Below are 26,930 nucleotides of genomic sequence, written 5' to 3'. Positions count from 1 at the left end.
CAGCCGTATCTCCGTTGTCACTTCGCGGGTCACCCGCGATACGGCCACCCCGGCGCCGTGTCTTACTCTCGCACACCCATCCTGTTTGGCCGCGTATTTATTGTCGTTCCGAACTTCACAGATAGGTAATGAGTGACGTGTCCGGAGACGACGTGGTCGTGGTCGGCGGCGGGTTCGGTGGCCTCTCTGCGGCCTGCTTTCTCGCCGACGCCGGTGTGAACGTCCGGTTGCTGGAGAAAAACGAGCAGTTGGGCGGCCGCGCGTCCCGCTTGGAGGAAGACGGATTCAAGTTCGACATGGGACCGTCGTGGTACCTGATGCCCGACGTGTTCGAGCGATTCTTCGCGTACTTCGGGAAGGAACCGGGCGACTACTACGACCTCACCCGACTGGACCCCCACTACCGCATCTTCTTCAAGGACGGCGACCGGTTGGACGTGACCGGCAACAACGACGAGATGCGCCAGAAGTTCGAGGAGTACGAACCCGGCGCGGCCGAGGCGTTCGACGAGTACCTTGCGACCAGCGAGCGTCACTACGAGACGGCGATGAACAAGTTCGTCTACGAAGACCGCTCCACCCTGCGCGACTGGGTGGACTTGGACGTGATGACCGCCGCGCCCATCGGTCTGCAACTGATCGGGTCGATGCAGGGCCACGTCGAGGACTACTTCGAGCACCCGAAACTCCAGCAGATAATGCAGTACACGCTCGTGTTCCTCGGCGGGTCGCCGAAGAACACGCCCGCGCTGTACAACATGATGAGTCACGTCGACTTCAACCTCGGCGTCTACTACCCCGACGGCGGCATCGGGGCCGTCGTCGACGGCCTCGTCGAACTCGGTGAGAGCCTCGGCGTCACCTACGAGACGGACAGCGAGGTCAGGGAGATTTCCCGTCGGCGGGAGGGCTTTCTGGTCGAGACGGTCCACGGCGAGACGCACCACCCCGACGAGGTGGTCGTCAACGCCGACTACGCCCACGCCGAACGCGAACTCCTGCCCGACCACGAGCGACAGTACGACGACGACTACTGGGACGACCGGACCTACGCCCCGTCGGCCTTCCTGATGTACATGGGCGTCGAGGGCGACGTGGACCCCTTGGAGCACCACACGCTCGTCCTGCCGACGGACTGGGACCCGCACTTCCAGAACATCTTCGACGACCCGGACTGGCCGGACGAACCGGCGTACTACCTCTGCGTGCCGAGCGAGACGGACCCGACGGTGGCCCCGGAGGGCCACTCGAACCTGTTCGTCCTCGTCCCCATCGCGCCGGGCCTGCACGACGGCGAGGCGATTCGCGAGGAGTACCGCGAGAAGATTCTGGCCGACATCGCCCAGAACACCGGCGTCGACCTCCGCGACCGCATCGTCTACGAGAAGCAGTTCGCCGTCTCGGACTTCGGCGAGCGCTACAACGCCACCGAGGGGACCGCATTGGGACTGGCCCACACCCTCCGTCAGACCGCGCTCCTGCGGCCGAACAACCGCTCGTCGGCCGTCGACGGCCTGTACTTCACCGGGTCGTTCACGACGCCCGGTATCGGCGTCCCGATGTGTCTCATCAGCGGCGAACACACGGCACAGCGCCTCATCAGCGACAACGAATGAGCACCGTCACGGACCGTCTGCGCGGGGTCGCTCCCTCCCGAGAGACGCGCCTGGGCTACCTGTTCTGGCTCTCTCGCCCCCGATTCTGGCTGTATCAGGGCGGTCCCGTCGTCGTCGCGGTGACCTACGCGGCCGCGGGGCCGAGCGAACTGTTCTCGCCGCTGGCCGTCGCGCTGTTCCTGTACTTCACGATTCCGGCGAACGTCTTCCTCTACGGCGTCAACGACGTGTTCGACCGGGATGTCGACGAACACAACCCGAAGAAAGACGAGGGTCGCGAGGTCAGCTATCGCGGCGACGCCCTCACCGTCGCCGCTATCGTCGGGTCCGGACTGCTCGCGGCGGCGTTCCTCCCGCGGTTGCCGACGCTCGGCGTCGTCGCGTTGCTCGCGTGGGCGGCCCTCTCCGTCGAGTACTCCGCGCCGCCCCTGCGCTTCAAGACGACGCCGTTTCTGGACTCGCTGTCGAACGGCCTGTACATCCTGCCGGGCGTCGTCGCCTACGCCGCCGTCGCGGGCGTCGCGCCGCCCGCCGCGGCCGTCGCGGGCGCGTGGCTCTGGACGATGGGGATGCACACGTTCTCGGCGATTCCGGACATCGACCCGGACCGAGAGGCGGGCATCCAGACGACGGCGACGTACCTCGGGGAGTCCCGGACGTACTACTACTGCGCGGCGTGTTGGCTCGCGGCCGCGGCCACGTTCGCCCTCACGCACTGGGCGTTCGGCGCGCTTTTGCTCGTCTACCCCGCCCTCGTCTTCGGTATCCTTGCCGTCGGCGTCGACGTTGAGGAGGCCTACTGGTGGTATCCCGCCATCAACGGCCTCGTCGGGATGGCCTTCACGCTCGTCGGCCTGTGGGTGATGCTGTATGGCTGAGACGCGGCGACTGCCCGCGAACCGACGCGAGGCGGGCGCGCGACTGGACGCCCTCGTCCGCGAGCACCGCTTCACCATCGCCGTCGTCTTCCCCCTCGTCGGCGCGGTGACGCTGTTGGCGAGCGCCGAGGGACTGCTCCCGCCGCCGCTCGCGTACAACCCGTTTTTCGTCCTGTTCGGGACGCTCGTGATGCGTCTGCCGCTGGTCGCCGGGGTGTTCCCCCTCTTGGACCGGAAGGCGACATTCGCCCTCGTCGCGCTGACGGCCTATTCGTACGGCATCGAACTGTACGGCGTGACGACGGGGTGGCCCTACGGCGAGTTCGCCTACGGCGTCGACTTGGGGCCGATGCTGTTCGGGGAAGTGCCGCTCGGCCTCCCGGTGTTTTTCTTCCCGTTAGTGTTGAACGCCTATCTGCTGGTCCTGCTCTTGCTCGGCCGCCGCGCGGAGTCGGCGCTCCCGCGACTGCTGGCGACGCTGGCGGCGGTCATGCTCGTCGACTTGGTGCTGGACCCGGGTGCCGTCGCCATCGGCTTCTGGGAGTACGAGGTCCAGCAGTTCTACGGCGTCCCGTGGTCGAACTACCGCGGCTGGCTCCTCTCGGGGACCGTCGCCGTCCTGCTGTTCGACTGGGGGTTCGACCGTGCTGGCCTGTACCGACGGCTCGACCAGTGCGAGTTCATGCTCGACGACCTCGTGAGCTTCGTCGTCCTCTGGGGCGGTATCAACGCCTTCTACGGCAACTGGATACCGGTCGCGCTCGCCGCGCTACTGGGTGCGGGTCTGTTGTGGACCGACCGCTTCGACTTCGACCTCTCGGAGACGCGACTGGGCAGCGCGGTCTGGAGATAGCGGGTTCCGGCAGAGCCGACAGCCGTCCGTGCGGTTATCCGACTCCGCGGCTAACCTCCGCCGATGACTGCGCTGTTCTCACCGCTCGACCTCCGCGAGACGACGATACCGAACCGCGTGATGGTGTCGCCGATGTGCCAGTACTCCTGTGAAGACCGTGACGGCCTCGCCACGGACTGGCACCGCACGCACCTCACGTCCCGCGCCGTCGGCGGGGCGGGACTGGTGATGACCGAAGCCACCGCCGTCGAACCGCGCGGCCGCATCTCGCCCGAGGACCTCGGCCTCTGGAGCGACGAGCACGCCCGCGCGCTCGAACCGATAACCGAGTTCATTCGCCAACAGGGCAGCGTCCCGGCCATCCAGTTGGCCCACGCGGGGCGGAAGGCCGCGACCAGTCGCCCGTGGGAGGGGCACGACCCGCTTCAACCCGACGAGGGCGGCTGGGAAGCCGTCGGTCCGAGCGGCGACCCGTGGCCCTACGAGGACGGTGAGGCGCCGCCCACGAAGAAACTCGACCGAGACGGCATCGACGACGTAATCCAGTCGTTCCGGACGGCCGCCGAACGCGCCTGTGACGCCGGATTCGAGGTCGCGGAGGTCCACGCCGCCCACGGCTATCTCCTTCACGAGTTCTGCTCGCCGGTGACGAACCACCGCGAGGACGGCTACGGCGGCGACTTCGAGGGCCGAACCCGACTCGTCCGCGAGGTCACCGCCGCCGTCCGCGAGGTGTGGCCCGACGGCAAGCCCGTGTTCGTCCGCATCTCCGCGACCGATTGGCTCCCCGACCGCGAGTCGTGGACCGTCGACGACTCCGTGCGACTCGCCGACCGCCTCGCAGACGCCGGTGCGGACCTGATAGACGTGAGCGGCGGCGGCATCCACCCCGAATCCCGCCCCGACTACGCTGGCCCGAACTACCAACTGGCCTACGCCGAGCGCATCCGCGAAGAGACCGAGTCGGACATCGCCGTCGGCGCGGTCGGCGGCATCACCACCCCCGAACAGGCCGAGGCAATCGTCGCGAACGACCGCGCCGACCTCGCTATCGTCGGCCGCGAACACCTACGAGACCCCTACTTCGCCATGCACGCCGCCGAGGCGCTGGACGCGACCGACGAAGTCGAGGGGCCACCCCAGTATCGACGCGCGTTCGGGTTCTAGAGACGGTCGCCGCGCCGGTGTCGGACTGTGAGGGCGAGTCCGTGACCGGTCGAAACGTCACGCTCTATGGGGTGTCTCACTCGCTCCGATTCCGTCGGTTTGCGAGGCTCACAGATGACCGCTTCAGCCCGCTCTCACACCGAATCGAGGTCCAGGTCGACGGCGTACCAGTCGAGCAAGAGTAGTGCGACCGCTCCGACGAGAGCGGCGGCGGCGAACGCCAGTAGCGTGTCCGCTGAGAACCCGGCGGTCGATTGGACCTCCGAGATGGGGGCACGAAGCGCGCCGACGACGAGGGCGACCAGAAACGCCATCGTGGCCCGGCGGTTCCGGTCGAGCGCGCGCCGGACCGCCCGGGAGATGGTGAACAGGCCGACCAATCCCCCGAGGACGAACGTCACGACGACGGTCCCGCTCTGGATCGTCTGGGCGAGCGACCCGCCCGTCACGAGGCCCGCGAGGCTGTCGACGAACGTGCTCAGCGTCGTCGACATTCGGGTGTACTGACCGAGGATGACCAGCAGGAGCGACCCCGAGATGCCCGGGAGAATCATCGCGCTGACGGCGACGGCCCCGGCGACGAAGACGACGAGCAGGCCGCCGCCGTCGAGGAAGGCGACCGGTCCCGACAGCAGGAAGGCGATACCGAACCCGACGACGCCCGCGGCGGCCTGAAACGCCGTCTCGATGTGCAACTCTCGAAGCAGCACGATGGCGGAGGCGGCGATAAGGCCGAAGAAGAAGCCGAACAGGAGCGTCGGGACTTCTTCGCTGGCGACGTGGACGATGCGGGTGACGACGATAATCGCCGTGAAGACGCCGATCGCCAGTGCGAGGCCGAACCAGCCGTCTATCTCCTCCCAGACGGCCAGCGCCTCGCGAACGGAGACGCGGCCGTCGGTCGGGACGAACGCCCCGAGAAACGTCCAGACGCGCTCGGGGGTGATGGCGGTAATCATGGCGATGAGGCGGCCGTAGATGCCCGCGATGAGCGCTATCGTTCCGCCGGAGACCCCCGGGACGGCGTCGGCGCTCCCCATGCAGATACCGATTGCGAACGTGCGGGCCCACTCGCGAACCGGCGGGACTGACCCGCGGAGCGTCGGCGACTCCTCGGCCGTCTGGTCGGCAGTCGTCATTGCCCCTCCCTACCGCCATGAGGCAGAAGTCTCTTGTGGAGTCACAGCACGACATCGGCGGCAGAAACGGCGGCGTTCGCCGGGTCGGTACTCAGTCGCGTTCGTCGCTCTCGACGACGAGGACGCCGTTGTTCAGCGACGCCGTCGCGTCGGCGTCGGGGAGTTCGAGGTCGAACTCCGTCCGGAGGGGCGGGGCGTCGACGGCGACGATGGCCGTCGCACCCACGAGTTCCACTGTCACTTCGTCGTCGTCGACCGGGCGGAGGTCGGCGGCGACCGTCCAGCCATCCTCGTGTTCTGACTGCGAGACGTGTAACTCGCTTTGTTCGGTGGTTGCGTCCATCCGAATGCGAATACGTGCCACACACGTATAGGTGGTCGGTCGGCCTGTGCCGAACGAGTCGACGTGTCGTACACGCTGTGCTTCCGGCGGCGCTCGAAGCGGCCTATCTCGAATCGGGCGCCAGCCACCAAACCGACGGTGGCTTCGAGAAGGACGGCCACGTCTTCGGCTACGTCGAAGTGGAGCGCCCGGAAGCGATTCGGACGATCGTGGCCGACAGCGAGGCGAAAGCGGCGTGGGCCCGGAGATGGCCGGAATTACGTCGGGTCCGACGACTCGTGGATGGACGAGGTGTACCGCGCGAAAGGAGTGTCAGTATGACCGATGTCGTTCCCCGTCGCGACTCGGCGGCGACCGACCGCGAGAGCTACGTCTGCGGACCGAGGTATCCCCACGCTTGCAGGCGGTCGCCGTCCCCGTCTATCCATCGCTCACCGATGTCGTCACGGTAGTACATGTTCGGCATCACGATGTCGTCGATGCGGCCGTATGCCTGTTCCCGGGCTTGCTGCATCGTTTCGCCTTTCCCGGTGACGACCAGCGGCATCCCGTTGCTTCCGGCCGACCGCCACTGTCCGTCGACGTTCTTCGCGTCTTCCAAGTGGATGCCGTCGCGACTATCAGTCTGGAAGACGATTGCGGCGTTGCGCGAGTTCTCGTCGTAGGTCTTCTCGTCGTCGAAGGGAAACGGCGGCAGCACGATTCGCACTCCGATTTGGTAGCCGTTGTGTACCGTCAGTTCCGGGTCGTTTCCGTGTGCGAGGTCGTAGAAGAACTGGCCCGTCCCCGACTCGAAGGACTCCTCTTGGAGCGCAATCGTCGGGTAGCCAAAGCGCGGCGTGAACTCCAGCGGATAGATGCCCGTCTCGTTGACGATACAGTTGATATCGATGCTCCCGACGTAGCCCTCGTCGGCGAGCCAGCCTTCGACCTTTCCGAGGGTCTCCGCGAACAGTTTGTTGTGCCCCGCCCAGAACATCGACGTTCCCATCTCGCCGGTCGACGGCCCGATGTTCCCCGGAAACAGTTTCTTGTGCTCGAAGTTGAAGTTCACCGCATCGACGAACGATTCGCCGTCGAAGAAGCCACAGATGGCGACTTCGACGCCGTCGACCTTCCGCTGCAACTGGAAGCCCTTCATTCGATGTCCCCACGCCTTCTTGTAGGCTTGAAGCACGTCGACGACGTCGCTCCCGTCGTCCTCGTTCCCGACGTAGAGGAGGCGTTTGACGTTCTGCACCTCGCCGAGGGGCTTGATGACGTAGGGGACGGGATTCTCCCGGACGTGCTGAATCGCCTCGTCGAAGTCGTGGAACACGTGGTGCTCGACGGTATTGACGCCGTGGTCTTCGAGGACCTCCATCGCGTAGCCGCGGTCCTCTTCGAGGCGGTCGGTCGCCGGTGTCCCACCGACGACGGCCGTGCCCTGTGCGCGGAGTTCCTGCGCCAGTTCGCCGGTTCCGACCTCGTCTCCGACCCAGATGTCGTCGAAGACGACGACATCAGCCCACTCGACTGACGCCCGCCAGTCGTCGGTCTTCGGGACGAATCCGTCGCCGATTTCGGTATCGTTCTCGGATTCGATGTAGTATTTCACGTCGTGGCCCTCTTTGTGGACTTGCCACGCGAGGTCGGTAATCAGTGCGGCGTCAGCAGAGACGAACAGGAATCGTTTGGTATCCATTAGTTATTTTTGGTTGTGATTGGGTCTGTTAGCCATTCAAATAGTGTATTACGAGACTGAAAATTGGAATGTGGGTGTGAATATCTCCGAATAGAGAATATATCTGCCCAATTCTGGCAGCACCGACTCTCGAGCATATTCAAGAGGCGCCTGCTGTCTCTTTGGGCGTCCATCGCTCGTCCGGTGTCACCACCGACGGGGTCGCTCTCCGGACGCGGTACTGCAGTAATCTTGCCGGTAGCTACGTCGCCGCCGTTCCGGGGGTCTCTCGAGATGACACCGGAACACTCGGGGCCGGTCCGGCGGTCGTCGCGTTTCGCGACAGCGCCGTCGGGGATTCCCGCACCCGTCCGACGACGGGCGTTGCCGTAGTACCACACGTGGTGGTCTTTTCGCCCGGACCGACGTGCGGTGTCGGAGACGCACGCGGGGGCCAGCGAGCGACTGAGGAAGTTCGCCATGCCTTGCCTCGGACCCCCTGTCGCCTAAACGTTCGCCCGTCGTCGACAGGTGCAGCATTCTCCACGACGGGAACCGTTTTATCACCGTTGGCTGAATTCCCATGCATGACACGCGAAACACTCGCCACCGCGAGCGACCATCTCGAATCGGCCGCCGAAGACACCGCCAACGACGACGCCAGCGAGCGTCTCACCGAACTCGCCGAGCAACTCGACCGCCTCTCGACGGCCGACCGCGGCCCCGACCACGGCCGTCTCGCCCGCATCCAGTCGGCCCTGAACGACCTCTCGGGCGGCGACGGCGAGGACGTGGCCGAGGCTATCGACGACGCGAACGACGCCATCAACGAGTATCGCTCGACCCTCGAAGGGGTCTGAGCGCACACGGAGACGACAGTTTTCAGTACACGCTGAGGTCGGTTCCCGCACTCGCCAGTCGGTTCTGTAGCGTCGTCTCCACGTCGCCGGTGGGCCGCGGCGCGGTGGCGGTCCCGTACTGGTCGAACTCGGTGACGATGCGGTAGCCGACGGTCCGCGCTGTGGTCCCGTTGTCGTCGGCCGATTCGACGGTCACGACTCGGTCGTCGACGATGCGGGAGAGTCGCCCGTCGGCGTCCAGTCGGACGAGGACACGACAGCCGTCCCGTAGGCCGTCGACGCTGGCAGGGAGCGTGACGACTTCGGCGTAGCCGTCCGGGGCCGTCACTTCGTAGCCGCCGTCGTCTCGCTCGGCCCACTCGGTCTGATGTGGCAGGACGAACTCCCCGTTCATCCCGGACCGCGGCTCCGAGTTCGGCGCGCTGATGCCGTCGTCGCCGAGTTCGGGCGGGTTCGGCGCGTCGCCCGCCTCGGGCGTCGGCGCGTCCCAACTGGACCGTATCTCGCCGTCGGTCACGTGGACGACGGAGGTCTTCGGCAGGCGGTCGCGGTCGGCGGTCCCCCAGTGAAAGTACCCGAAGAGGCCGTGGAACGGGTTCGGGACGTGTTCGGCAGGCCGTCGCCGGGTCGTGAACACGTGCGTGTGTCGCCGCCGGGAGTGTTCGTGGTACTCGCGGTAGGTGGCGGCGTCGTACCCCGCCGCCCCGTTCGAGTCGTGGGTTATCCGCACCTGCGTCACGGCGCGGTGGTCGGCGGCGTAGCGGTGGCGCGCGGCCGCGACGATTCGCTCACGCGGTGTCTCGCCTGTCGGGGAAGCCGGGTCGTACGGCCGAATATCGGCCAGTCGGACCCCGGCGTATCCCCCGAGGACGCTCACCCCGCCGCCGATGCCCGCGAGAAAACGGCGGCGGTTCATCGCTCGCTCTCCGTCGTTGCCGTCGTCGTCTCGCTCGGCAATCTGTGTCGGCCGACGAGGATGCTCCGGTCCTCGTCGGGCGCGACCCAGACCACTCTGACGCCGTGGCGGTCCGACACGGAGTGGGTGAGCGTCGCGCCCGGCGTCAGCGGAAAGTCGGCGACGCCGTCACGTTCGCCGCTGACCCACACCGTCTCGCCGTCCCCTTCGACCGTACGGGCCAGCAGTTCGCCGGTGTTCTCCGGGGTGACGCGACTCCCGCGGCTGAATCGGATTTCGTGGACCGACCGCTCGGGGTCCCACGCAAACGAGAGGAGGACGTTCGGCGGCGATTCGGGATACGACTCGGTGGAGGGCGGCGACGGCGCGAGTCCACACCCGGCGAGTGTGACCGACGCGGCCGTCAGGAACGAACGACGGAACACGGTTCCAGTTCCCGACAGTGCGGAATAAGTCTTCTCCGCCCACCGTTTTCTTCGTCGGGTTTCCTCGCGGCGCGATGCGCCGCTGTGGGACCCATCCTCGAAAAATCTGGACCAAAAAGGCCGAACTCGCGTCGTCGCCGCGAGTTCGGTACAGTGTCGGTTTCTACCGCACCGCGACCGACGCGATAGCTTGACTCACCGTTCCGCTTTCGAGGGCCGCTCCTCGCAGTCGCGCCTCTCGCCTCACTCGCGCCCCTCGCTCCCCTCCAACTCGTCGGCCAACATCGGGACGAACGTACCGATGTCGGTGACCATCCCGACGGCCTGCGCGGACCCGCGGTCCAGCAGTTGCGTCACCGTCGAGGGGTTGATGTCCACGCAGACGACGCGCGTCGTCGACGGGAGGCAGTTCCCGACGGCGACGGAGTGAAGCAGCGTGGAGAGCATCAGCACCATGTCGGCCTCGTGGGCCTGTTCGCGGATGGCGTTCTGGGCCTCGACGGCGTCGGTGATGGTGTCGGGCAGGGGACCGTCGTCGCGGATGGACCCCGCGAGCACGAACGGCCGGTCGTTGGTCACGCACTCGTACATCACGCCGGACTCGATGGTGCCCGACTCGACGGCCGCCTCGATGCCGCCCTCGCGGATGACCTCGCTGATGGCGTAGATGTGGTGTTTGTGGCCGTGGCGGGCGTGGTCCAGCGTCTCGGTGTCGACGCCCAGCGACGTGCCGTAGATGTCGCGTTCGATGTCGTGGACGGCGAAGCCGTTCCCGGCCGAGAGCATGTCGACGTACCCCTCGCGGACGAGGTGCGCCATGTCCTCGCGTGCGCCGGAGTGGATGAGCGCCGGGCCGCAGACGGCCAGCACCTTCCCGCCCTCCTTTTTCGTCTCTCGAATGGCGTTGGCTATCTTCTGGATGGTCGACTCGGAGGGCCGTTCGGCGGAGACGCCGCCCTGCATGAACCCGAACGCGCCGCCGGAATCGCGGGGGCGCTCCGGCGGTTCCACCTTGATGCCCGTCTCGCCGGTGACGATGCGGTCCCCCTCCTCGACGGCGTTGAGGACCTTGGTGAAGGCTCTCGGCTCCGCACCATCTTCGACGACGACGGCGCAGTCCATCTCCATGTTCTCGACTTCGACCCACTGGCCGTCGTAGCGGATGAACGTCGGGTGGTTCGTCGTCGAGTAGAAGCCGTGGGGCACCACTTGATCGGCGGGGGCGGGGTTGAGCGTCGCGTCTTTCGGGTCGGCGGGGTTCGCGCCGTTCTGGTGGAGTTCGTGGACGATGGACTGAAGCGTCGATTCGTCGTCGGCCTCGACCAGCATCCGGGCGTAGGACTCCTGGTCCTTGCGGCGGCCGATGTCGAACTCCTCGATGGAGAACGCGCCGCCCATGTCCATGATGATGCCGAAACAGGACTGCATCATCCCGGAGTCGATGATGTGGCCTTCGAGTTCCACTTCGCGAGAGACGGTCATGGACGGGGAATGGAGGCAGTCCGGTAAGACGGTTTTGGGTCCGTGGCGACCACTGGCACGCGGTCAGCCGTCGAGTATCGTCCGTTCGACGGTCCACGAGCGGTCGACGTCTGTCTCGCGGAGTCGCTCGTAGAAGCGCCGCAACCCCGCCGACTCCGTGGCGGGCAGGACGTGCAGACGGACCGTGCCGTCGCGAACGACGACGCGGAACACGTCGGCGGTCCCCTCGTCTCGGACCAACCACACCGGCATCGGCAGGTCGTGGAAGTCGCCGAAGCGGTACGGGCCGTCGGTGAGGAGTTGGGCGACCGTGTCGGTGAGCGTACTCGTCGCCACGTCCGCGTCGGGCCGGAGTTCGAACACCGTCCCGCCCTCGTACTCGACGCCGCTCCCGTGTGGGAAGCGCCGTTCGGGCCACCGCGGAATCGAGAACGAGGGCTCACTCGTCATGTGGCTTCGTGCCACGGTAGGTCGGCATCGTGTTTAAACTCGCGGGCGGGTCGCACTCACGCGCCGTCGGGTAGTCGCATCGCGACGCTGTACATCCGTCCGGCCGACTCGCTCCCGATGGCCTCGACGAGTCGGTCGGCGCGCCGTCCGAGCGGCCGCCCCAGTTCCGGCGAGAGACGGCCTGCGGCCTCCGTCGCCACCGCCGCGTGCGCCGCGAGGTGGCGCTCGGTCCACGGCACCGGGTCCAACAGCGTCCGCTCGCGGTCGAACCGCCAACCGTGCCCCTCGAAGACGCTCCGGAGCGTCGACGCGGGATAGAAGGAGAGCGCCGGGCGGCCGTCGGCGAGTTCGACGGCGGCGTTCTCGACGGCGAAGAGGTCCCGGACCGCCGCACCCTCGGGAAGTGGTGCGTAGTCGTCGACGACGAGGTGCGCGCCCGGCGCGGCGACGCGGGTCAGTTCGGCGGCGACGGCGTCCAGCGCCGCCGGAGAGAGGACGTTACAGAGGGCGTGGGCGGTGACGAGTTCCACGCTATCGTCGGCTATCGGCGTCTGCCGGAGGTCCGCTTCCAGCACCGCGAGACGGTCGGTCGCGTCGCCGCATCGCTCGCGGACGGCGTCGGCGTGGCCGGAGTCGTCGGTGACGGCGTAGACGCTCGCTGCGCCCGCATCGAGCAGTCCGGCGGTAGCGTTGCCGCGGCCCGCGCCCGCTTCAAGACAGACGCGGCCATCGACCGGTCGGTCCGAGAGCGCCGCCGCGACCGTCTCGGGGACCGACCACCGTTCACGCACGTCTCAGTGGTGGAGTTGCTCGGGGACGGGGCTGTCGTCGTGACGGGCTTCCTCGACGAGCGAGCGCTGTGCGGCCTCGTCCATCCCGTCGTAGCGGTCCGCGGCGTCTAAGACCATCTGGACGAGTTTCGGGTCGCCCGGTGTGACGACGGAGTCGAGGCCCCGCGAGGCCGCGAAGTCGAACCGGTCGCGAATCTCGCCGGGCGTGCCGACCGGTTCGTACCAGTTCGCGTACGGCCGGTCTTCCTCGGGGAGTTCGGCGGTGTCGGGCCACGACCCCTTCGCGAAGGCCTTGATGCCCAGTGTGCCGATGTCTTCCTCGGCCGCGCGTTCGAGGACGCCCTCGTAGTCGTACTCGTCGCCCGACTTCGCGGCGACGACAGGATTCAGCGGGAACATCAACGTCTCTAAGTCGTCGATGCGGTCGATTGCATCCTTGATGAGTCCCGGGTTACCGTGACTCGTGAGGCCGATGTGGTCGATTTTGCCGTCGGCCTTCGCGTCGCGAATAGCGGCGAGTGCGCCGTCGTCGCCGGTAATCTCGTCGAGTTCCGACTCGTACTCCAGCCCGTGAATCTGGTAGAGGTCGATTTTCTCGATGCCCATCCTGTTCAGCGACTGCTCCAGTTTGCGGGTCGCGCCCTCGTAGCCCCGCTCTTGGGTCTTACAGCCGAGGAAAATCTCGTCGCGGTGCTGACGGAGTTTCGGTCCGAGTTTCAACTCCGCGTCGCCGTACATCGGGGCTACGTCGAAGTGGTTGACGCCGTGGTCCAAGATGAGTTCGACCATCTGATTCGCTCCCTCCTGTTCGAGCCAGTTGAGGGCGATAGCGCCGAACGTCGCCACGGTGCTGTCCTGTCCGGTCGCGCCGAGCGGTCGTGTCTCCATACCGGGTGGGTCGGTCCGGACGCGCAAAACTGTTTGTGACCGACGGCGGGACTTTTGCGCGTCGGACCCCTTCGATGACATATGTGTGGTCGCTACAGTCTGTTCGCGCCGCCGGAGACGATAGAGGCGCGGTTCGACGCCACCTTCGACTTCACGTTCGAGCCCCGATACAACGCCGCGCCGAGTCAGTCCCTCCCGGTCGTCACCGACGCCGACGCCGACACCATCCAGCGCATGGAGTGGGGCCTCGTCCCGTCGTGGGCCGACGACCGCTCGGACCACGGCTACATCAACGCCCGCGCCGAGACGCTCGCGGAGAAACGGTCGTTCGCGGCAGCCTACGAGTCTCGGCGCTGTTCTGCCGAGCAGAGCGAGGCAGGGCCCGACACGCCGACGGCGGGTCGGTGTCTCGTCCCGGCCGACGGTTTCTACGAGTGGGTCTCGGGGGACGGCGGCAAACAGCCGTATCGCGTCGCCCTGCCCGACGACGCGCTGTTCGCGATGGCGGGCCTCTACGAGCGGTGGGAACCGCCACAGCGGCAGACCGGACTGGGAGAATTTGGCGCGAGCGACGACGACGGCGGCCAGGACGAGGTGATCGAGACGTTCACTATCGTGACGACCGAACCGAACGCGTCGGTTCGGGACCTCCACCATCGGATGGCGGTCGTTCTCTCGCCCGACGAAGAGGAGACGTGGCTCACCGGTGACACCGACGCGGTTTCGGACTTGCTGGACCCCTACGACGGCGAGATGCGTACCTATCCCGTCTCGACGGCGGTCAACAGTCCGGCGAACGATGACCCATCGATTATCGAAGAAATCGAGGTGTAAACCGTCGCGCTATGGAGTTCGCCGTCGGACCGTCGCTGAATCGACGGTAATAGGTCCTTACCGGACGAACTCGTGGGGGTTCGTGTCCTCGGTGAGGACGCGTTCGTCGTCGGTCCCGAACGCCTCGCCCGCGAGCGCGAGGTACAGCGCACAGGCGGTCGACAGGAAGACGCCCGCGAGCGGTACCGCGAACGTCTCGCCCGAGAGCAACGGAAGCAGTTGCACGACGGCGACGCCGCCGAACGCGACGATGCCCAGCAACCGGCCCCACGACGCCCGCATGGCGATACCGACGCCAGCGGGGAGCAAGAGGACGCCCAGCGCGGCCTGCGCGCCAGCGACGACGAGCGACGCGACGCCGATGGCCGTGAGGAAACCGCCCGCTCCCGAGAGGACGGTGACCACGCCATATCCGAGCGCCAGTACCGCGACCACCGGTAACCCCGTACTGCTACTGCGAGGACTCATCGGTCGTGCTGTGGGTGCGAGAGATAAGTGCTTGATGGCGACCCGGCGGGAAGAGAGACCGGAGTCCGGTCGTTACTGGACGCGACCGAAGGCGAGCGTCCCGCTGATGCTCTCGATGTAGGCGTCGACGACCTGCCCCTCGCGGGCGCCGGAGACGAAGATGGTGTACTTGCCCTTTTCCGCGACGCCGTCGCCTTCGCGGCCGGTGCCGGTGATCTTGACCTCGTAGGTCTGCCCCTCTTCGAGCGTGGGGGTCTGCTGTTGGGTGTTCTTGCTCGCGCTCTTCGAGACGGGGCGGAACGCACCACAGGCCTGACAGCGGAGCATGTCGACGCCGTCCTCGTTTTTGAGGATGGTGTCGGGTAGGCCACACTCCGAGCAGGTGACGTACTCGGCGACGTAGGCGTCCACGGCCGCCTGGAAGTCCGCGATGTCGAACGACCCGTTGTAGCGGGCTTCGCCGCCGTCGAACTGGCCGTTGGTCCCGAACTCGCGCTGGATGGCGCTGTGGAGGTGCTGCGGGTCGCGCGAGAGGGCGTCGGCGATGGCCCCGAGGTTGGTCAGTCGTGTGAAGGCCCCGTCGGTCTGTCCCTCGGGGTCCGGGATGGAGAGGCGTTCACCGGCCTCTCTGGGTTGGTCGGGAAGCACGTCGTACGCGCGCTGAAGTGCGGCCTCGTAGTTCATACAAGATACAGCAGATTGGGACGTATATGGGTTCCGTGATAGGTCCTCGCAGGTCGACACGTCGGCGTCGGCCATCGAGGTGAACCGTCCGGACTGTTCAGACTGTTCAGACCGTTTACCGTGCCGATATGCTCAGAATAACAATCGGCATTTGGGCGGTCCGTTTCGCTATGACGTTCGACCCTCCGGAATCGCGGACGCGCAGACAGTTCCTCGCGAGTGCGACGGCCACGGTCGGCGGTCTCGCCCTCGCCGCCGGGAGCGCGAGCGCCCGCGAGCACAATTACGTCGTCGAACAGGATGGCCGGTGTCGCTCGATTACGCCGCTTTCGGGCGACCGTCCGGTGACGGAGTTCTACCGATGGGGACTAGAAGACCGCTACTTCAGTTCGACCGGGACGACGGCCCTCCAGAAGCAGGACACGAGCATCGTGTTCCTCTACGACGGGCCGAACGGTCTGAGCCTCGTGTTGGTCCACGACGCGTTCGACGACGGGACGAACGGCGGCGCGGTGTCGTTCGCCATCGACGGCATCCCGTCGTCGGCCGAGTGGGTCGTGAAAGACGACTTCTACGACGCCGACAGCAACTACGACCGGTGGGACATCCGCGACGAGTCGGCCGACATCGACTGGACGTGGGCGGCCGAACGGACGGACGGCGGCGTCCTCGACGGTCTCGACGGGCGCTCGTTCTCGCTGACTATCGACCCCATGTTCAACGAACAGGCCGCGCTGTTCGGCGAGTACTACGACGGCCAACTCTCCGGCTGGGAGGTCCTCTCTGGCGATTTGGACGACCCCGATCGATACGCCCTCGAGTTAGACCACAGGGTGACGATTCGAACTGGGTCGTGCGAGCGAGACGACGACCACGACGACAAAGACGCGGAGGACGACGACCACGATGACGAGGACTACGACGAGAGAGACGACCACGACGACAAAGACGAGGAAGACGACGAGGGCGAGAAGGACGACGACCACGACTACGACGAGAGGGACGACAGAGACGACGATGACGAAGACGACCACACCGGGCCGCCGGACCACGCGGGGCCGCCGGACCACGCGGGACCGCCGGACCACTCGAACGCCCCCGACCACGCGGGGCCGCCGGACCATGCCGGGCCACACGGAAAGAGTGAGGAGAAGCGGAAGAAGCGGAAGAAGAAGCGGAAGAAGCGGAAGAAGAAGCGGAAGAAGCGGAAGAAGAAGCGGAAGAAGAAGCGAAAGAAGCGGAAGAAGAAGCGACGGAAGAAGCGAAAGAAGCGGAAGAAGAAGCGAAAGAAGAAGAAGAAGAAGAAACGAAAGAAGAAGCGAAAGAAAGGCAAGGACGACGACTGACGCCTAACACTCGTCGAGCGGGATTCGCAGGCCCGTGCCGTTCCGCTCGACGGTCGTCTCGAACGGTTCTGAGAGGTGGCGAATTCGGTCGCGGAGCCAGCGCGCCGCCGTCTCGCTGGCCGGTGTCACGCGAGAGTCGACGATTTCGACCGGGACGAGGGTTAGTGCAGACAGCGTCCCCTCGGCGACGACGAGTTCGAACAGGAAGCTCCGGTCGTTGTGGAGAGTCGGTTTCACCACGTAATCGTCGACGAAATCCCCCGCGTCGTAGATAATCGGCCGCCCTCGGTACGTCTCGACACCCTGAATCACGTGCGCGCTGTGGCCGTGGACCACGTCGGCCCCGCGGTCGACGAGCCATCGAGCGAACGACTGTTGTGTCGCCGAGGGTTCGACCTCCCAGTTCGGCCCCCAGTGCAGCGAGACCACGAGGAGGTCCGGGTCGCGCTGTCGGGCCTGCGCCAGCGCGCCACCGACCCAGTTGCGGGTCAACTGGTCCGTCGGGGAGAGCGGGGCGTAGGCGGTCCCGCCAGCGTCGGCGCGGGCGGCGTAACTCGGCGACTGGTCGGTGAGGGCCACGACAGCCACGTCGAGGCCGCCGACCTCGGTTTCGAGAGGTTCGAAGGCACTCTGTCTGTCCGTCCCGGCACCGGCCGTGGGAATCCCCGTGTCGTCCAGCGCGAGCGTGTCGGTCAGTGCGTCCGGCCCAAAGTCGAGGACGTGGTTGTTTGCGAGACTGGCGAACGCGGTGCCGACGTGATTCAACGCCGGGATTGCCCACGAAGGACTCGCTCGGAAGTGGTAGGTACGACCGGGTCGAGGTCGGCCGCGGTCGGAGACACAGCACTCCAGATTCAGGAAGAGGCCGTCGAGTTCGCGGAGTCGGTCGGTCATGCCGCCCCACACGCCGGTCGGGTCGTCGCGCCACCGGTCGTCGACGTTTCGACCCAGCATCACGTCGCCGACGAATCCGAGGCGGGTAACGTCTCCGTCGCCGACCTGTGGCGGGCAGTCGACCGGCACGCTGCCGATGCGTCCGAGACAGCCCCCGAAGCCAGCGATGCTGGCGGCCGACGACGCGAGGACGGCGCGACGGGTTTGGGTCACGGTTGCCCGGGCAGACGGCGGGAAGGGTCTTGAATCTCGGTCTCTCCCTGGTTTATCTCGTCGTCCTCGGTCAGGTCGACTCGGACCGTCCGTTCCCGGTTTCGAGGAAATCTCGCATGAGAGAAGGTAGGTGCCGTGAACGGATTAGAGGTCGAGCGGGTGCGCGCGAGACCGCTGAACAGTCGGTGTATTACAATGACAAACAGAGCATACGCTCGCTGTTGTCAGGAGTCACCCGAACAGCAACACGGCGTTGTAGGCGACGACGCCGACCGTGACGGCGGCGAACAGCGCGAGGAAGACGGCGGCGTCGCGGTCCGAGAGGACGGTCCACCCGGCGACCAGCCACAGCATCGCCGCGAACTTCACGAGCCACAACCCGGCCGCGCCGAACTCCCCGAGGAGGGCGGCGACGACGGCGTTGCCCTCCCGGTAGCCAAGCGACAGGCCGACCATCGTCAACAGCACGTCGGCCACCGTCGACGTGAGGATGAGCGTCCACAGGACGGCGTGGGTGCGGGTTATCCGGCGCTCGCGCCGGAGCGTGAACAGAGCGTCGTCGTCCGCGTCCGTCGAGACAACGGGCACGACCAGGCGAGGCGCTGGACCGACAAGAGCGCTCGGGTGGCGGGCGCGGCTTTTTGTCACAGTCTGGCGTACCGTCGCCCGATGGACCTCGTCGGCAAATGCCCGCCCGACCCCGACTCGCTCGCCGCCGCGGCCGACCGCGGCTTCGACAGCGTCGAACTGTACCTCCGCCCCGAGGACTTGAACGACGTGCCATCGACGGCCCGGGCGGTCGAGGACTCGCCCGTCGACGCCGCGACGGTACACACGCTCCACGCCCACCCCGACGACGAGCGCCCGTTCCGCCGGAGCGACGACCTCGCGGTCCGTCTGGACGCCTATCTCGTCGTTCACAGCCAGTACGCCCAGCACACCCACGTCGAGCGACTCGAGGCCTACGACTTCTCGGCCCCCTACGGTTACGAAAACAACCCCGGCGCGAGCGTTTTCCACCTCCAGAATCTCGTTCTCGACCGCGGGCACGACCTCGTCCTCGATACGGCCCACCTGTTCATGTCGCAACCGGACTACGAGGCGGGGCTGACGGACCTCCTCCGCGAGAACGGCGACCAGATTCGGGTGGTCCACTGCAACGACGCGACGCCGACCGTCGACGGCCTCGCGTTCGGTGCTGGCGACGTTGCCCTCGAACGAACTGTCCGGGCTCTGGACGACCACTTCGACGGGCGGGTCGTCCTCGAAGTGATGCCCGACGCGCAGGCCGACGCGCTCTCGCGGGTCCGAGAATGGGTCGCGTGAACGCGGGCCACCTTTTTGCCGGTCTGCCGTGTCTGTAGAGACGAGATGGAAGACGTCCTCGACCGGAGTCCCGACGACCGCGTACAGGTTCTCGACCCCGACGGCGAGGTCGTCGCACCCGACCTCGTGCCGGACTTGGGGGACGAGCGACTGGTCGGGATGTACCGGGACATGAAACTCGCCCGCCGCTTCGACGAGCGGATGATTAGCCTCCAGCGACAGGGCCGCCTCGGGACCTACGCGTCGCTGGCCGGACAGGAGGGGTCGCAAATCGGGTCGACGTACGCGCTCTCGGACGCGGACACCATCTTCTATCAGTACCGCGAACACGGGGCCGTCGTCGCCCGCGGCCTCCCGTGGGAATACCTGCTGTACTGGATGGGCCACGAGCGAGGGAACGCCGCGCTCGCCGACGTGAACGTCTTCCCGCTGAACATCTCTATCGCCGGGCACATCCCCCACGCAGTCGGGTGGTCGTGGGCGGCGAAACGGGACGGCGCTGACCGGGTCGGCGTCGCGCACTTCGGGGACGGCGCGACCTCTGAGGGGGACTTCCACGAGGCGATGAACTTCGCGGGCGTGTTCGACACGCCGACTATCTTCGTCTGCAACAACAACCAGTGGGCGATTTCGGTCCCGCGGGAGCGACAGACGGCGAGCGAGACGTTCGCGCAGAAAGCGACCGCCTACGGGTTCGACGGCGTGCAGGTCGACGGCATGGACCCGCTGGCGAGTTACGTCGTCACGAAGGCCGCCCGCGACCGGGCGCTGGACCCCGAAGACGGGCAGTTGCGGCCCACGCTGTTGGAGTTCGTCCAGTACCGCTTCGGGGCGCACACGACCGCCGACGACCCCGACGTGTACCGCGACGAGGAAGAGGTCGAGGCGTGGCGCGAACGGGACCCGCTGGCGCGGTTCGGCGCGTTCCTCTGGGACCGCGGCCTCTTGGACCGCGAGCGAGTGGACGCGATAGACGAAGCGGTCGACGACAGACTGGCCGAGATGGTCGATAAGGCCGAGGCGTACGACGGCGACCCGGACGACCTGTTCGCCGACGCCTACGCCGAGATGCCCGCGGCGGTGGCCGAACAGCGCGAGTACCTGCGGACGCTGCGGGACCGGCACGGCGACGACGCGCTACTGGACGAGTGACGCAGGTCACCCCCGAGCGGTCGGTGGGAGGCGGTCGAGCGAGCGCCTGAGAAGCGGCGGGGTCATCACCGAGGTGAGGACGGCGACGAGGACGACGACAGCGTACAGCAACGGCGTGAGAACACCTAGCGAGAGTCCGACGGCGGCGACGACGATTTCCATGGCGCCACGGGCGTTCAGGCCGACCGCGAGTGCGACGGTTTCGCCGCGGGTCAGGTCCGTCACCGCCGCGCCGAGGGCGACGCCGACGAACTTTCCCGCGATAGCGACCGCAAGCGTGGCGAGGGCGACGCCGACGAACTTTCCCGCGATAGCGACCGCAAGCGTGGCGAGGGCGACGCCGACGAACTTTCCCGCGATAGCGACCGCAAGCGTGGCGAGGGCGACGGCGAACGCGCCGGGCGTGAGTAGGCTGGTCAGGTCCGCGCGGAGGCCCGCCGTCGCGAAGAACACCGGCGCGAACAAGCCGAGCGTGACGGTCTGGAAGACGTGACGCGGGCCGACTTCGAGTCGATGACTGACGACCAGTCCGGCGAGAAACGCCCCGACGACCGCCTCGAGGCCGAGCGCGACGGCCCCGGCGGTGACGCCGAGGGCAACCACGATGACCACCGAGAATTCTGTCAGTGCCGGTGACCGGGTCCACGCCGTCGCGTCGAAGAGCGCAGCGGCGACGCGTCGACCGACCACGGTGACGAGGAGTGCGAACCCGACGAGGAGCACGACGGTCTCACCGATTCGCGCCAGTTCGGGCCGACCGGTCCGGACGACGTCCGCGACGACGGTGAGGAGCAACCACCCGGCGGCGTCGATGACCACGGCCGTCGTGAGGGTGAGTTGCCCGACCCGCGTGTCGAGGGCGTCGAGGTCGACCAGCACCCGAACCGCGACCGGCAGGGCGGAGATACTCAGCGCGGTGCCGAGAAACAGCGCGAACTCGAAGCGCCGCGCCGGGTCGGCGAGGAACGACGCGGGGAGGACCCATGCGAGCGCGAATCCCCCGAAGAAGGGAACGACGGTGCCACCGATGGCGACGGCGGCCGTCGGGCCGAGCGAGCGTTTGAGGCGCGCTCCGTCGATCTCCGTTCCCGCGAGGACCACGAGGAAGACGAGTCCGAGCGACGCCACACCGGCGACGCGTTCGTCCACCGGGAGGAAGAGCGCCGCGACGCTAGGGGCGACTACGCCCAACAGCGACGGACCGAGGACGAGGCCGGTCACGAGTTCGCCGACCACCGGGGCAAACCCGAGTCGGCCGCTGAGACTACCCAGCGTGTGCGCGACGACGAGAATCACCGCCAGCGTCCCGAAGAAGGGAAGCAGCGACGATAGCGAATACGCCATACCCGGGACGAGGGGCGGCGGACGGATGAAACTCCGCCGACGCCTCGCAGAAACGACCGCGGACCCACACACATATCACCGTCGTCCTGATAGTGCCGGTATGGTCCAAATCGACCTGACCAGCAGTCAGGAGCAGTCGCTCACTGCGCTGGTCAATCGTCACCGCTCTGAAGACGGGCCGGTGAAGGGACAGACCATCGCAGACGACGTCGACCGGAGTCTGGGGACGGTCCAGAACCAGATGCAGAGCCTCGCCCAACTCGGCCTCGTCGAGAGTCTCTCCGGGCCGGACGGCGGGTATCTCCCGACGGACTTGGCCTACGAGTCGCTCGGCCGGGACCCGCTGGGAGAGACGGAGACGGTCACGATGGCCCGCGAGTTCGAACGCATCGACGTGACCGTCGACCGGATTCGATTCACCTCGGTCAACCACCCCGACGCCTGCCGCGCGCAACTCCACCTCCAGCAGTCGGTCAATCAGTTCTCGGTCGGACAGGCCGTCGCCGCCGGACCGACGCCGCAGTTCGGCCTCGTCGTCGCGGGCGAAATCGAAGCCATCGACGACACGAGCAACACGCTCATCGTCGACATCGCGCAACTCGAAGCGCCCGTCGAACCGCCGGCGTAGTCACCCGCCCCGCTTTCTGTACCACACCCGCTCGCCGACCGGCGACTCACCTTCGTCGATGTCGAGTCGACCGAGGAAGAGGTCCCGGACGGCGAACGTGACGACCAGTTCGACCGTCTCGCCGGACGCTGACTGCACGTCGACGACGCAGTGCCCGTCTCGCTCGCCGATTCGCTCGATGGTCCCCACCGACCACTTCTCGACGTGATGGCTCGGTTCGCGGGCGTGGATGCGGTCGTGGTTCACAGGCGGCAGTCGGGACGGCGAGCGGGTGAGTCTGTCGCCGGGCGATTTAGGCCCGTCCGTCCCGTGGTCCGACCATGACCGACGCCGACGTCGACTTCGACGCCTTCGACCACGAATCCCACATGCGACGGGCGCTCGACCTCGCACGGGCCGCGATGGACCGCGGCGACCGCCCGTTCGGGTCCGTCCTCGTCCGAGACGACGCGGTGGTGATGGAAGCCTCGAACCGCGTCGTCACCGAGGACGACGTGCGTCGCCACCCGGAACTGGACCTCGCGACGCGCGCCCGCCGCGAGCTATCGTCCGAGGAGCGGGCCGAGACGGTCATGTACACGAGCACGGAGCCGTGTCCGATGTGCGCGGGCGGTATCCGGCACGCTGACCTCGGGCGCGTCGCCTACAGCGTCAGTGGCTGTGACGTTGGCGAGTTCACCGACCAGGGGGCGCCCGTCCAGTCGGCGGCGATTCTCGCTGGCGTCACCGAGGTAGTCGGGCCGGTTCTCAACGAGGAGGGGCGAGAGATTCACGCGGCCTACGACTGGTAGTCATCGCTGCCACTCGTAGAACCACCACGCGCTCCCGAGCAAGAGCAGGCCCGCACCGAGCGCGGAGGTGGCCGGTTCGGGGAAGATGAACAGGGCGAACCCGACGAGGAGCATCGTCGCCGGACCGACTTCGTCGAAGTGGTCTTGGAGTGCCATATCTGCTCTTCGACGGCCCACAGCAAAGAGGTTCGTGGCGGTGCCGCCTCGAACTGGGGCCGCGAGTCGCACGATGCCTCGACTCCGACGAGGCCGCGTGACTCGGGCGTCGCGCACCGACACCGTGGGAAAGACACATTACCCAGCTGGACGACCGACTGCCAACACGATGGGACGGGCCGACGACGTCGACCGATTCTACCGACTGCTCGGTGACCTCAGCGACCGCGTCGGCGGTCCGCGGCGACTCAAAGACTGCACCGGATTCATGGACTGGCCGGACCGGGGCGTCTACCTCTTCCTCGAACCGGGCGAGACGCACGCTGACACGGCGCTCAATCGCGTCACACGGGTCGGCACACACGCCGTGTCGACGGGGAGCGGAACGACCCTCTGGGACCGCTTGAAACAGCACTACGGGACCGGCGACGGTAGCTCCGCCCACCCGCACGGCGGGAATCACCGCGGCTCGGTCTACCGCCTGCGCGTCGGCGAGGCGCTGGTCCAGCGCCACGCCCTCCACGCCGAGTATCCGAGTTGGGGAACTCGCTGGCGCGGCCTCGAAAGAGAGCGAAGCGCGGTCCGCGACGAGGAGTACCCGCTCGAACGCCGAGTCAGCACCTATCTCCGCGACCAGCCGTTCCTGTGGGTCGACGTTGACGACGAACCGGGTCCCGACAGCGACCGCGCGTTCCTCGAACGGAACGTCATCGCGCTGTTGAGCAACGTCGGTGACGGACTGGTCGACGCGCGGGCGAGGGATTGGTTGGGTCACCACAGTCCGAGTCACGAGATTCGGGCGTCGGGACTCTGGAACGTCGACCACGTGAAAGCGTCGTACGACCCGGCGTTTCTGGACCGCTTCGAAGCCGCCGTCGCAGAGACGGACCCGCTGTGACCCGCCCGGGACGGGACTGCTTGCATTTTCCGGCCGTGGCTATTTCCCCCTCCCGCCGATTGGTACTGTCGGAACGATGACTACTGTCACTACCTCACCGTTGAACAAAGTCGGGGTCGTCTCGACGCTGGTCGACGCCGCGCTCGCGTTCGTTCGCGGCCGTGAAAAGAGCGGGCTGTTCCTGTTAGGTGCCGCCGCGCTGTCGAGTCGGATTCCGGGCATCGGCGTCGTCGCGTCGGTACTGCTGCGACTGATTCGGTGGCTTCGCTAGGGAGACCACATCCCGTTCACCGCGAGCGCTCGGGGTCGCCGTGGCGGAGCATGTCTTCGAGCATCCGCCGGAACGCCGACTCGTCGACCGACTCGACGACGCGCGTCCGCGGGTCGCCGTCGGTGATGCCCAGTTCGTCGACGAGGCTGTACCCGCGGGTCATCCCCTCGCGCTCGTCCACGTCGACGAAGTAGGTGTCCGACTCGGCGACGATGTCGGGTTCGAGCAGGCACGCCATCGCCAGGGCGTCGGGGACGGTGATGCTGTCGACGCCGCGGCGCTCCTTCGAGAACTCGCGCGTGTGGTCGGTGATGGTCGCGAAGAAGTCGGCGTAGGGCGTGTCGAACCCGGCGAACGCGTCCAGCGTCTCGCCGCCGATAGCGCCGTCTCTGACGGTCACGCCCCAGTCGACCAGCGTCACGTCCAGTTCTCCCACCACGATTTTGGCGGCGTCGGGGTCGACCCAGAAGTTGAACTCCGCCGCGGGCGTGTCGTTGCCCAGCGTGTTCACCGCGCCGCCCATCACCCACACCTCGTCCAGCAGGTCGTTCAGGTCGGGTTCGCGCCGGACCGCCAGCGCGACGTTCGTCAGCGGGCCGATGCAGGCGAGACTCACCTCGCCGGGCGACTCGCGGGCGGCGTCGACGATGGCGTCGACGGCGTGACCGTCGGCCGACGGGACACCCGTGTCCGGGAACAGGTCGCCGCCCAGTCCCCCTTCGCCGTGAACGTAGTCGACGTGTTCGAACTCCTTGAGGAGCGGCCGCCGCGCGCCCTCGTACACCGGGACCGAGTCCGCGGCGTCGGCGAGTTCGAGCGTGTATTTGGCGTTCTCGACCTCGTAGTCGAACTCGACGTTCCCGGCGACGACGGTCAGCGCCTCGACGGCGACGGAATCGGCGAGGACCGCCATGAGAATCGCTTGGGTGTCGTCGCCCGCGGTGTCCGTGTCGATGATGAGTCGCTGTACCACGGTACTACGTCTCTCGGCAGAGACTTAACAGTCCCGACGGGACCGACCGGGGCGTCGTCGGTGAGCGTCGCCTCGGTGAACCCGGACTCTCGCCGCCTCCGGTGGTGATGTTGTGACTCTGGGCGTCGAAGATGCCGGTGTCGGAGATGTCGAGTTCCGTCCCGCTCTGGTCCGGAGGCACTCGATTTCCGAGCCAGCACGCAGGCCCTCGACAACGAGGTCGCCGTGCTGAGCCACGACGTTCCCAACGGAGCCGAAGTAGCTGCCATGGCCCTTACAGAAGTTTACGTATATCCGGCCGAATCCGGGACGCCTCTCGGCGTCGCCGTCGAGCGCCGACCGAATTCCCCCGCTGAGGGGAACGCCTATCAGGGCGCGCACTGAAATGTAAACGAAAGTGTATTTTCGGCGGCCACACCTGCAACAATGTCGCGCCCTCTCCGAGAGTGTCGATGAGTGAGGCAGTGACGACGGCGAGTTCCGTCCGGAGCATCGGCGGCGTCCGGGGGCGGGCGGTGCACTGGTTCGTTCTCGGCGGAAATCGAATCGCTGTCGCGGGAGTTCTCGTCGCGGCCGTCGTGAGCGTCTTTCTCTCGCTGACGCTCCTCGACGCTCTGGCTATCGGCCCGGGAAGCGCGGCGGCGTCGGCCTTCGCGAGCGGTCTCATCTCCGGGACGGTGACGCTCGTCACTATCGCGCTGTCTATCAACCAACTCATTCTCTCGCGCGTGTTCGGGTCACCGAACGAACTGTTCGACCAACTGCGCGGGACGCGTGACCTCCGCAGCCGAGTCCGGGACCACGCCGGTGAGTCCATCGTGCCGAACGACCCGGCGGCGTTTCTCGCGTTGGTCGCGGAGACGCTCACCGAGCGTGCGACCCGCCTCGGGTCGGCCGTCGACGCCGCCGATGGCGACCAGCACATCGAGGTGGAGGACTACGCCGAGGGCATCGCCGCCTACGGGGAGAGCATCACGGCGAAGATAGAGAGTCAGACGGCCATCGTGAACGTCCTCGAAGTCATTCTGGGCACCGAATACGCCCAGAACATGACCGCGACGGAGCACGTCCGCAACGAGCACGGTGACCGTCTCTCGGACGTGGCCGAAGCGGAACTCGCCGCTATCGACGACCTGCTGGAAGCTATCGCCGTCACGCGCCAGTTCTTCAAGACGCTCTCGCTCCAGCAGGACTTCGCGCGCCTCTCCCGCGTCGTCGCCTACAGCGGCCTCGTCGCCCTCGCCGTCAGTATCGCGATGGCGCTCATCTACCGCCCCGACTCGGTCACCGTTCCGGCACAGTCTCTCCCGGTCGTCTTCAGCCTCGGTCTCGGCGTCATCCTCACGCCGCTGGCCGTGTTCATCGCGTACGTCTTTCGGGCCGCCACTATCGCCCGCCACACCGTCTCGGTCGGCCCCTTCGTCCCGCCGGAAGAGCGGTCCGACACGGGATGACGTGGTTCGTCAGTGCAGGGTGGAAAA

Annotated in this window: 31 protein-coding genes; 14 read left to right on the top strand and 17 right to left on the bottom strand. The window is 66.9% G+C overall.

Annotated elements, in window-relative coordinates:
• The first annotated feature begins 128 nt into the window (after nt 1–128).
• The 4 genes from crtD to NJQ44_RS14080 all read left to right on the top strand — a co-directional run bounded on the left by crtD (nt 129) and on the right by NJQ44_RS14080 (nt 4,514).
• Nucleotides 129–1,616, top strand: a complete 1,488-nt coding sequence (gene crtD / locus NJQ44_RS14095; RefSeq protein WP_254271988.1) for a carotenoid 3,4-desaturase — start codon at nt 129–131, stop codon at nt 1,614–1,616.
• Nucleotides 1,613–2,494, top strand: a complete 882-nt coding sequence (locus NJQ44_RS14090; RefSeq protein WP_254271987.1) for a prenyltransferase — start codon at nt 1,613–1,615, stop codon at nt 2,492–2,494. The genes crtD and NJQ44_RS14090 overlap by 4 nt, the downstream gene beginning before the upstream one ends.
• Complete coding sequence (gene cruF, locus NJQ44_RS14085; protein ID WP_254271986.1) at nt 2,487–3,347, top strand: bisanhydrobacterioruberin hydratase; 861 nt, start codon at nt 2,487–2,489, stop codon at nt 3,345–3,347. Before NJQ44_RS14090 ends, cruF begins: the two co-directional genes overlap by 8 nt.
• Before the next feature lie 63 nt (nt 3,348–3,410).
• Nucleotides 3,411–4,514 (top strand): NADH:flavin oxidoreductase/NADH oxidase, encoded by a 1,104-nt coding sequence (locus NJQ44_RS14080; RefSeq protein WP_254271985.1) that lies wholly within the window; start codon nt 3,411–3,413, stop codon nt 4,512–4,514.
• A 134-nt stretch (nt 4,515–4,648) separates the two neighbouring features.
• Here NJQ44_RS14080 and NJQ44_RS14075 read toward each other — a convergent pair whose 3' ends face one another.
• The 3 genes from NJQ44_RS14075 to NJQ44_RS14065 form a co-directional block, all read right to left on the bottom strand.
• Nucleotides 4,649–5,653, bottom strand: coding sequence for a DUF368 domain-containing protein (locus NJQ44_RS14075; RefSeq protein WP_254271984.1), 1,005 nt, complete (start codon nt 5,651–5,653; stop codon nt 4,649–4,651).
• Between the two features lie 91 nt (nt 5,654–5,744).
• Complete coding sequence (locus tag NJQ44_RS14070) at nt 5,745–5,996, bottom strand: Hsp20/alpha crystallin family protein (protein ID WP_254271983.1); 252 nt, start codon at nt 5,994–5,996, stop codon at nt 5,745–5,747.
• Nucleotides 5,997–6,363: 367 nt separating this feature from the next.
• A complete protein-coding gene (locus NJQ44_RS14065) occupies nt 6,364–7,680 on the bottom strand; it encodes a phosphoribosylglycinamide synthetase C domain-containing protein (RefSeq protein WP_254271982.1) in 1,317 nt (438 codons plus the stop codon).
• A gap of 566 nt (nt 7,681–8,246) precedes the next feature.
• Between NJQ44_RS14065 and NJQ44_RS14060 the strand changes: the two genes are divergently transcribed.
• Nucleotides 8,247–8,519: a DUF7553 family protein gene (locus NJQ44_RS14060; protein WP_254271981.1), complete on the top strand. Its 273-nt coding sequence runs from the start codon at nt 8,247–8,249 to the stop codon at nt 8,517–8,519.
• A 22-nt stretch (nt 8,520–8,541) separates the two neighbouring features.
• On the opposite strand, the gene NJQ44_RS14055 is transcribed toward NJQ44_RS14060, so the two are convergent.
• From NJQ44_RS14055 to NJQ44_RS14030, 6 genes are all read right to left on the bottom strand, one after another.
• Complete coding sequence (locus tag NJQ44_RS14055; protein ID WP_254271980.1) at nt 8,542–9,435, bottom strand: hypothetical protein; 894 nt, start codon at nt 9,433–9,435, stop codon at nt 8,542–8,544.
• Complete coding sequence (locus tag NJQ44_RS14050; RefSeq protein WP_254271979.1) at nt 9,432–9,860, bottom strand: hypothetical protein; 429 nt, start codon at nt 9,858–9,860, stop codon at nt 9,432–9,434. Before NJQ44_RS14050 ends, NJQ44_RS14055 begins: the two co-directional genes overlap by 4 nt.
• 243 nt (nt 9,861–10,103) lie before the next feature.
• Nucleotides 10,104–11,342 (bottom strand): ornithine cyclodeaminase, nickel-pincer nucleotide-dependent, encoded by a 1,239-nt coding sequence (locus NJQ44_RS14045; protein WP_254271978.1) that lies wholly within the window; start codon nt 11,340–11,342, stop codon nt 10,104–10,106.
• Between the two features lie 63 nt (nt 11,343–11,405).
• On the bottom strand, nt 11,406–11,792 hold the full coding sequence (locus NJQ44_RS14040; protein ID WP_254271977.1) for a hypothetical protein: 387 nt from the start codon (nt 11,790–11,792) through the stop codon (nt 11,406–11,408).
• Between the two features lie 56 nt (nt 11,793–11,848).
• Nucleotides 11,849–12,583, bottom strand: a complete 735-nt coding sequence (locus tag NJQ44_RS14035) for a class I SAM-dependent methyltransferase (RefSeq protein WP_254271976.1) — start codon at nt 12,581–12,583, stop codon at nt 11,849–11,851.
• 3 nt (nt 12,584–12,586) lie between these two features.
• Complete coding sequence (locus NJQ44_RS14030) at nt 12,587–13,471, bottom strand: aldo/keto reductase (protein WP_254271975.1); 885 nt, start codon at nt 13,469–13,471, stop codon at nt 12,587–12,589.
• A gap of 81 nt (nt 13,472–13,552) precedes the next feature.
• On the opposite strand from NJQ44_RS14030, the gene NJQ44_RS14025 reads away from it, so the two are divergent.
• Nucleotides 13,553–14,305, top strand: a complete 753-nt coding sequence (locus NJQ44_RS14025; RefSeq protein WP_254271974.1) for an SOS response-associated peptidase — start codon at nt 13,553–13,555, stop codon at nt 14,303–14,305.
• Between the two features lie 57 nt (nt 14,306–14,362).
• Here the strand turns inward: NJQ44_RS14025 and NJQ44_RS14020 are convergent, their stop codons facing one another.
• The gene (locus NJQ44_RS14020; protein WP_254271973.1) at nt 14,363–14,773 is read right to left on the bottom strand and encodes a hypothetical protein; all 411 of its coding nucleotides are present in this window, start codon (nt 14,771–14,773) and stop codon (nt 14,363–14,365) included.
• Between the two features lie 72 nt (nt 14,774–14,845).
• On the bottom strand, nt 14,846–15,457 hold the full coding sequence (locus NJQ44_RS14015) for a translation initiation factor IF-2 subunit beta (RefSeq protein WP_254271972.1): 612 nt from the start codon (nt 15,455–15,457) through the stop codon (nt 14,846–14,848).
• A 170-nt stretch (nt 15,458–15,627) separates the two neighbouring features.
• On the opposite strand from NJQ44_RS14015, the gene NJQ44_RS14010 reads away from it, so the two are divergent.
• A complete protein-coding gene (locus NJQ44_RS14010) occupies nt 15,628–16,803 on the top strand; it encodes a hypothetical protein (RefSeq protein WP_254271971.1) in 1,176 nt (391 codons plus the stop codon).
• 3 nt (nt 16,804–16,806) lie between these two features.
• Here the strand turns inward: NJQ44_RS14010 and NJQ44_RS14005 are convergent, their stop codons facing one another.
• Together NJQ44_RS14005 and NJQ44_RS14000 are read right to left on the bottom strand one after the other, a co-directional pair.
• Nucleotides 16,807–17,910: a CapA family protein gene (locus NJQ44_RS14005; RefSeq protein ID WP_254271970.1), complete on the bottom strand. Its 1,104-nt coding sequence runs from the start codon at nt 17,908–17,910 to the stop codon at nt 16,807–16,809.
• Nucleotides 17,911–18,141: 231 nt separating this feature from the next.
• Entirely contained in the window at nt 18,142–18,462 is a 321-nt protein-coding gene (locus NJQ44_RS14000) for a DUF5658 family protein (RefSeq protein ID WP_431357794.1), read from the bottom strand.
• Between the two features lie 117 nt (nt 18,463–18,579).
• Here NJQ44_RS14000 and NJQ44_RS13995 point away from each other — a divergent pair, with 117 nt between their 5' ends.
• A complete protein-coding gene (locus tag NJQ44_RS13995; protein ID WP_254271968.1) occupies nt 18,580–19,236 on the top strand; it encodes a sugar phosphate isomerase/epimerase family protein in 657 nt (218 codons plus the stop codon).
• A gap of 45 nt (nt 19,237–19,281) precedes the next feature.
• Nucleotides 19,282–20,388 (top strand): pyruvate dehydrogenase (acetyl-transferring) E1 component subunit alpha, encoded by a 1,107-nt coding sequence (gene pdhA / locus NJQ44_RS13990; protein WP_254271967.1) that lies wholly within the window; start codon nt 19,282–19,284, stop codon nt 20,386–20,388.
• Nucleotides 20,389–20,394: 6 nt separating this feature from the next.
• Here pdhA and NJQ44_RS13985 read toward each other — a convergent pair whose 3' ends face one another.
• Entirely contained in the window at nt 20,395–21,732 is a 1,338-nt protein-coding gene (locus NJQ44_RS13985; protein WP_254271966.1) for a cation:proton antiporter, read from the bottom strand.
• A gap of 100 nt (nt 21,733–21,832) precedes the next feature.
• On the opposite strand from NJQ44_RS13985, the gene NJQ44_RS13980 reads away from it, so the two are divergent.
• Nucleotides 21,833–22,360, top strand: coding sequence for an Rrf2 family transcriptional regulator (locus tag NJQ44_RS13980; RefSeq protein ID WP_254271965.1), 528 nt, complete (start codon nt 21,833–21,835; stop codon nt 22,358–22,360).
• Here the strand turns inward: NJQ44_RS13980 and NJQ44_RS13975 are convergent, their stop codons facing one another.
• Entirely contained in the window at nt 22,361–22,606 is a 246-nt protein-coding gene (locus NJQ44_RS13975) for a DUF7861 family protein (protein ID WP_254271964.1), read from the bottom strand.
• Between the two features lie 74 nt (nt 22,607–22,680).
• On the opposite strand from NJQ44_RS13975, the gene NJQ44_RS13970 reads away from it, so the two are divergent.
• On the top strand, nt 22,681–23,151 hold the full coding sequence (locus tag NJQ44_RS13970) for a nucleoside deaminase (protein WP_254271963.1): 471 nt from the start codon (nt 22,681–22,683) through the stop codon (nt 23,149–23,151).
• On the opposite strand, the gene NJQ44_RS13965 is transcribed toward NJQ44_RS13970, so the two are convergent.
• A complete protein-coding gene (locus tag NJQ44_RS13965) occupies nt 23,152–23,307 on the bottom strand; it encodes a hypothetical protein (protein ID WP_254271962.1) in 156 nt (51 codons plus the stop codon).
• Between the two features lie 169 nt (nt 23,308–23,476).
• Here NJQ44_RS13965 and NJQ44_RS13960 point away from each other — a divergent pair, with 169 nt between their 5' ends.
• Nucleotides 23,477–24,205, top strand: coding sequence for a GIY-YIG domain-containing protein (locus NJQ44_RS13960; protein WP_254271961.1), 729 nt, complete (start codon nt 23,477–23,479; stop codon nt 24,203–24,205).
• Between the two features lie 76 nt (nt 24,206–24,281).
• A complete protein-coding gene (locus NJQ44_RS13955; RefSeq protein WP_254271960.1) occupies nt 24,282–24,476 on the top strand; it encodes a hypothetical protein in 195 nt (64 codons plus the stop codon).
• A 16-nt stretch (nt 24,477–24,492) separates the two neighbouring features.
• Here NJQ44_RS13955 and NJQ44_RS13950 read toward each other — a convergent pair whose 3' ends face one another.
• Complete coding sequence (locus tag NJQ44_RS13950; RefSeq protein WP_256557171.1) at nt 24,493–25,449, bottom strand: nucleoside hydrolase; 957 nt, start codon at nt 25,447–25,449, stop codon at nt 24,493–24,495.
• Between the two features lie 452 nt (nt 25,450–25,901).
• On the opposite strand from NJQ44_RS13950, the gene NJQ44_RS13945 reads away from it, so the two are divergent.
• Nucleotides 25,902–26,903, top strand: a complete 1,002-nt coding sequence (locus NJQ44_RS13945; RefSeq protein WP_254271959.1) for a DUF7972 family membrane protein — start codon at nt 25,902–25,904, stop codon at nt 26,901–26,903.
• Nucleotides 26,904–26,930: the final 27 nt, after the last annotated feature.

The sequence above is a fragment of the Haloarcula marina genome (assembly GCF_024218775.1).
Classification (GTDB): Archaea; Halobacteriota; Halobacteria; order Halobacteriales; family Haloarculaceae; genus Haloarcula; species Haloarcula marina.
The sequence above is the reverse complement of the archived record's forward strand: the minus strand, read 5'-3'. Positions and strand labels throughout refer to the sequence as shown.

What these genes read in the sequence shown, in the direction of transcription:
- crtD (WP_254271988.1), top strand. Translation starts at nt 129, where the DNA reads ATGAGTGACGTGTCCGGAGACGACGTGGTCGTGGTCGGCGGCGGGTTC.
- NJQ44_RS14090 (WP_254271987.1), top strand. Translation starts at nt 1,613, where the DNA reads ATGAGCACCGTCACGGACCGTCTGCGCGGGGTCGCTCCCTCCCGAGAG.
- cruF (WP_254271986.1), top strand. Translation starts at nt 2,487, where the DNA reads ATGGCTGAGACGCGGCGACTGCCCGCGAACCGACGCGAGGCGGGCGCG.
- NJQ44_RS14080 (WP_254271985.1), top strand. Translation starts at nt 3,411, where the DNA reads ATGACTGCGCTGTTCTCACCGCTCGACCTCCGCGAGACGACGATACCG.
- NJQ44_RS14075 (WP_254271984.1), bottom strand. Translation starts at nt 5,653, where the DNA reads ATGACGACTGCCGACCAGACGGCCGAGGAGTCGCCGACGCTCCGCGGG.
- NJQ44_RS14070 (WP_254271983.1), bottom strand. Translation starts at nt 5,996, where the DNA reads ATGGACGCAACCACCGAACAAAGCGAGTTACACGTCTCGCAGTCAGAA.
- NJQ44_RS14065 (WP_254271982.1), bottom strand. Translation starts at nt 7,680, where the DNA reads ATGGATACCAAACGATTCCTGTTCGTCTCTGCTGACGCCGCACTGATT.
- NJQ44_RS14060 (WP_254271981.1), top strand. Translation starts at nt 8,247, where the DNA reads ATGACACGCGAAACACTCGCCACCGCGAGCGACCATCTCGAATCGGCC.
- NJQ44_RS14055 (WP_254271980.1), bottom strand. Translation starts at nt 9,435, where the DNA reads ATGAACCGCCGCCGTTTTCTCGCGGGCATCGGCGGCGGGGTGAGCGTC.
- NJQ44_RS14045 (WP_254271978.1), bottom strand. Translation starts at nt 11,342, where the DNA reads ATGACCGTCTCTCGCGAAGTGGAACTCGAAGGCCACATCATCGACTCC.
- NJQ44_RS14040 (WP_254271977.1), bottom strand. Translation starts at nt 11,792, where the DNA reads ATGACGAGTGAGCCCTCGTTCTCGATTCCGCGGTGGCCCGAACGGCGC.
- NJQ44_RS14030 (WP_254271975.1), bottom strand. Translation starts at nt 13,471, where the DNA reads ATGGAGACACGACCGCTCGGCGCGACCGGACAGGACAGCACCGTGGCG.
- NJQ44_RS14025 (WP_254271974.1), top strand. Translation starts at nt 13,553, where the DNA reads ATGTGTGGTCGCTACAGTCTGTTCGCGCCGCCGGAGACGATAGAGGCG.
- NJQ44_RS14020 (WP_254271973.1), bottom strand. Translation starts at nt 14,773, where the DNA reads ATGAGTCCTCGCAGTAGCAGTACGGGGTTACCGGTGGTCGCGGTACTG.
- NJQ44_RS14015 (WP_254271972.1), bottom strand. Translation starts at nt 15,457, where the DNA reads ATGAACTACGAGGCCGCACTTCAGCGCGCGTACGACGTGCTTCCCGAC.
- NJQ44_RS14010 (WP_254271971.1), top strand. Translation starts at nt 15,628, where the DNA reads ATGACGTTCGACCCTCCGGAATCGCGGACGCGCAGACAGTTCCTCGCG.
- NJQ44_RS13995 (WP_254271968.1), top strand. Translation starts at nt 18,580, where the DNA reads ATGGACCTCGTCGGCAAATGCCCGCCCGACCCCGACTCGCTCGCCGCC.
- pdhA (WP_254271967.1), top strand. Translation starts at nt 19,282, where the DNA reads ATGGAAGACGTCCTCGACCGGAGTCCCGACGACCGCGTACAGGTTCTC.
- NJQ44_RS13985 (WP_254271966.1), bottom strand. Translation starts at nt 21,732, where the DNA reads ATGGCGTATTCGCTATCGTCGCTGCTTCCCTTCTTCGGGACGCTGGCG.
- NJQ44_RS13980 (WP_254271965.1), top strand. Translation starts at nt 21,833, where the DNA reads ATGGTCCAAATCGACCTGACCAGCAGTCAGGAGCAGTCGCTCACTGCG.
- NJQ44_RS13970 (WP_254271963.1), top strand. Translation starts at nt 22,681, where the DNA reads ATGACCGACGCCGACGTCGACTTCGACGCCTTCGACCACGAATCCCAC.
- NJQ44_RS13965 (WP_254271962.1), bottom strand. Translation starts at nt 23,307, where the DNA reads ATGGCACTCCAAGACCACTTCGACGAAGTCGGTCCGGCGACGATGCTC.
- NJQ44_RS13960 (WP_254271961.1), top strand. Translation starts at nt 23,477, where the DNA reads ATGGGACGGGCCGACGACGTCGACCGATTCTACCGACTGCTCGGTGAC.
- NJQ44_RS13955 (WP_254271960.1), top strand. Translation starts at nt 24,282, where the DNA reads ATGACTACTGTCACTACCTCACCGTTGAACAAAGTCGGGGTCGTCTCG.
- NJQ44_RS13945 (WP_254271959.1), top strand. Translation starts at nt 25,902, where the DNA reads ATGAGTGAGGCAGTGACGACGGCGAGTTCCGTCCGGAGCATCGGCGGC.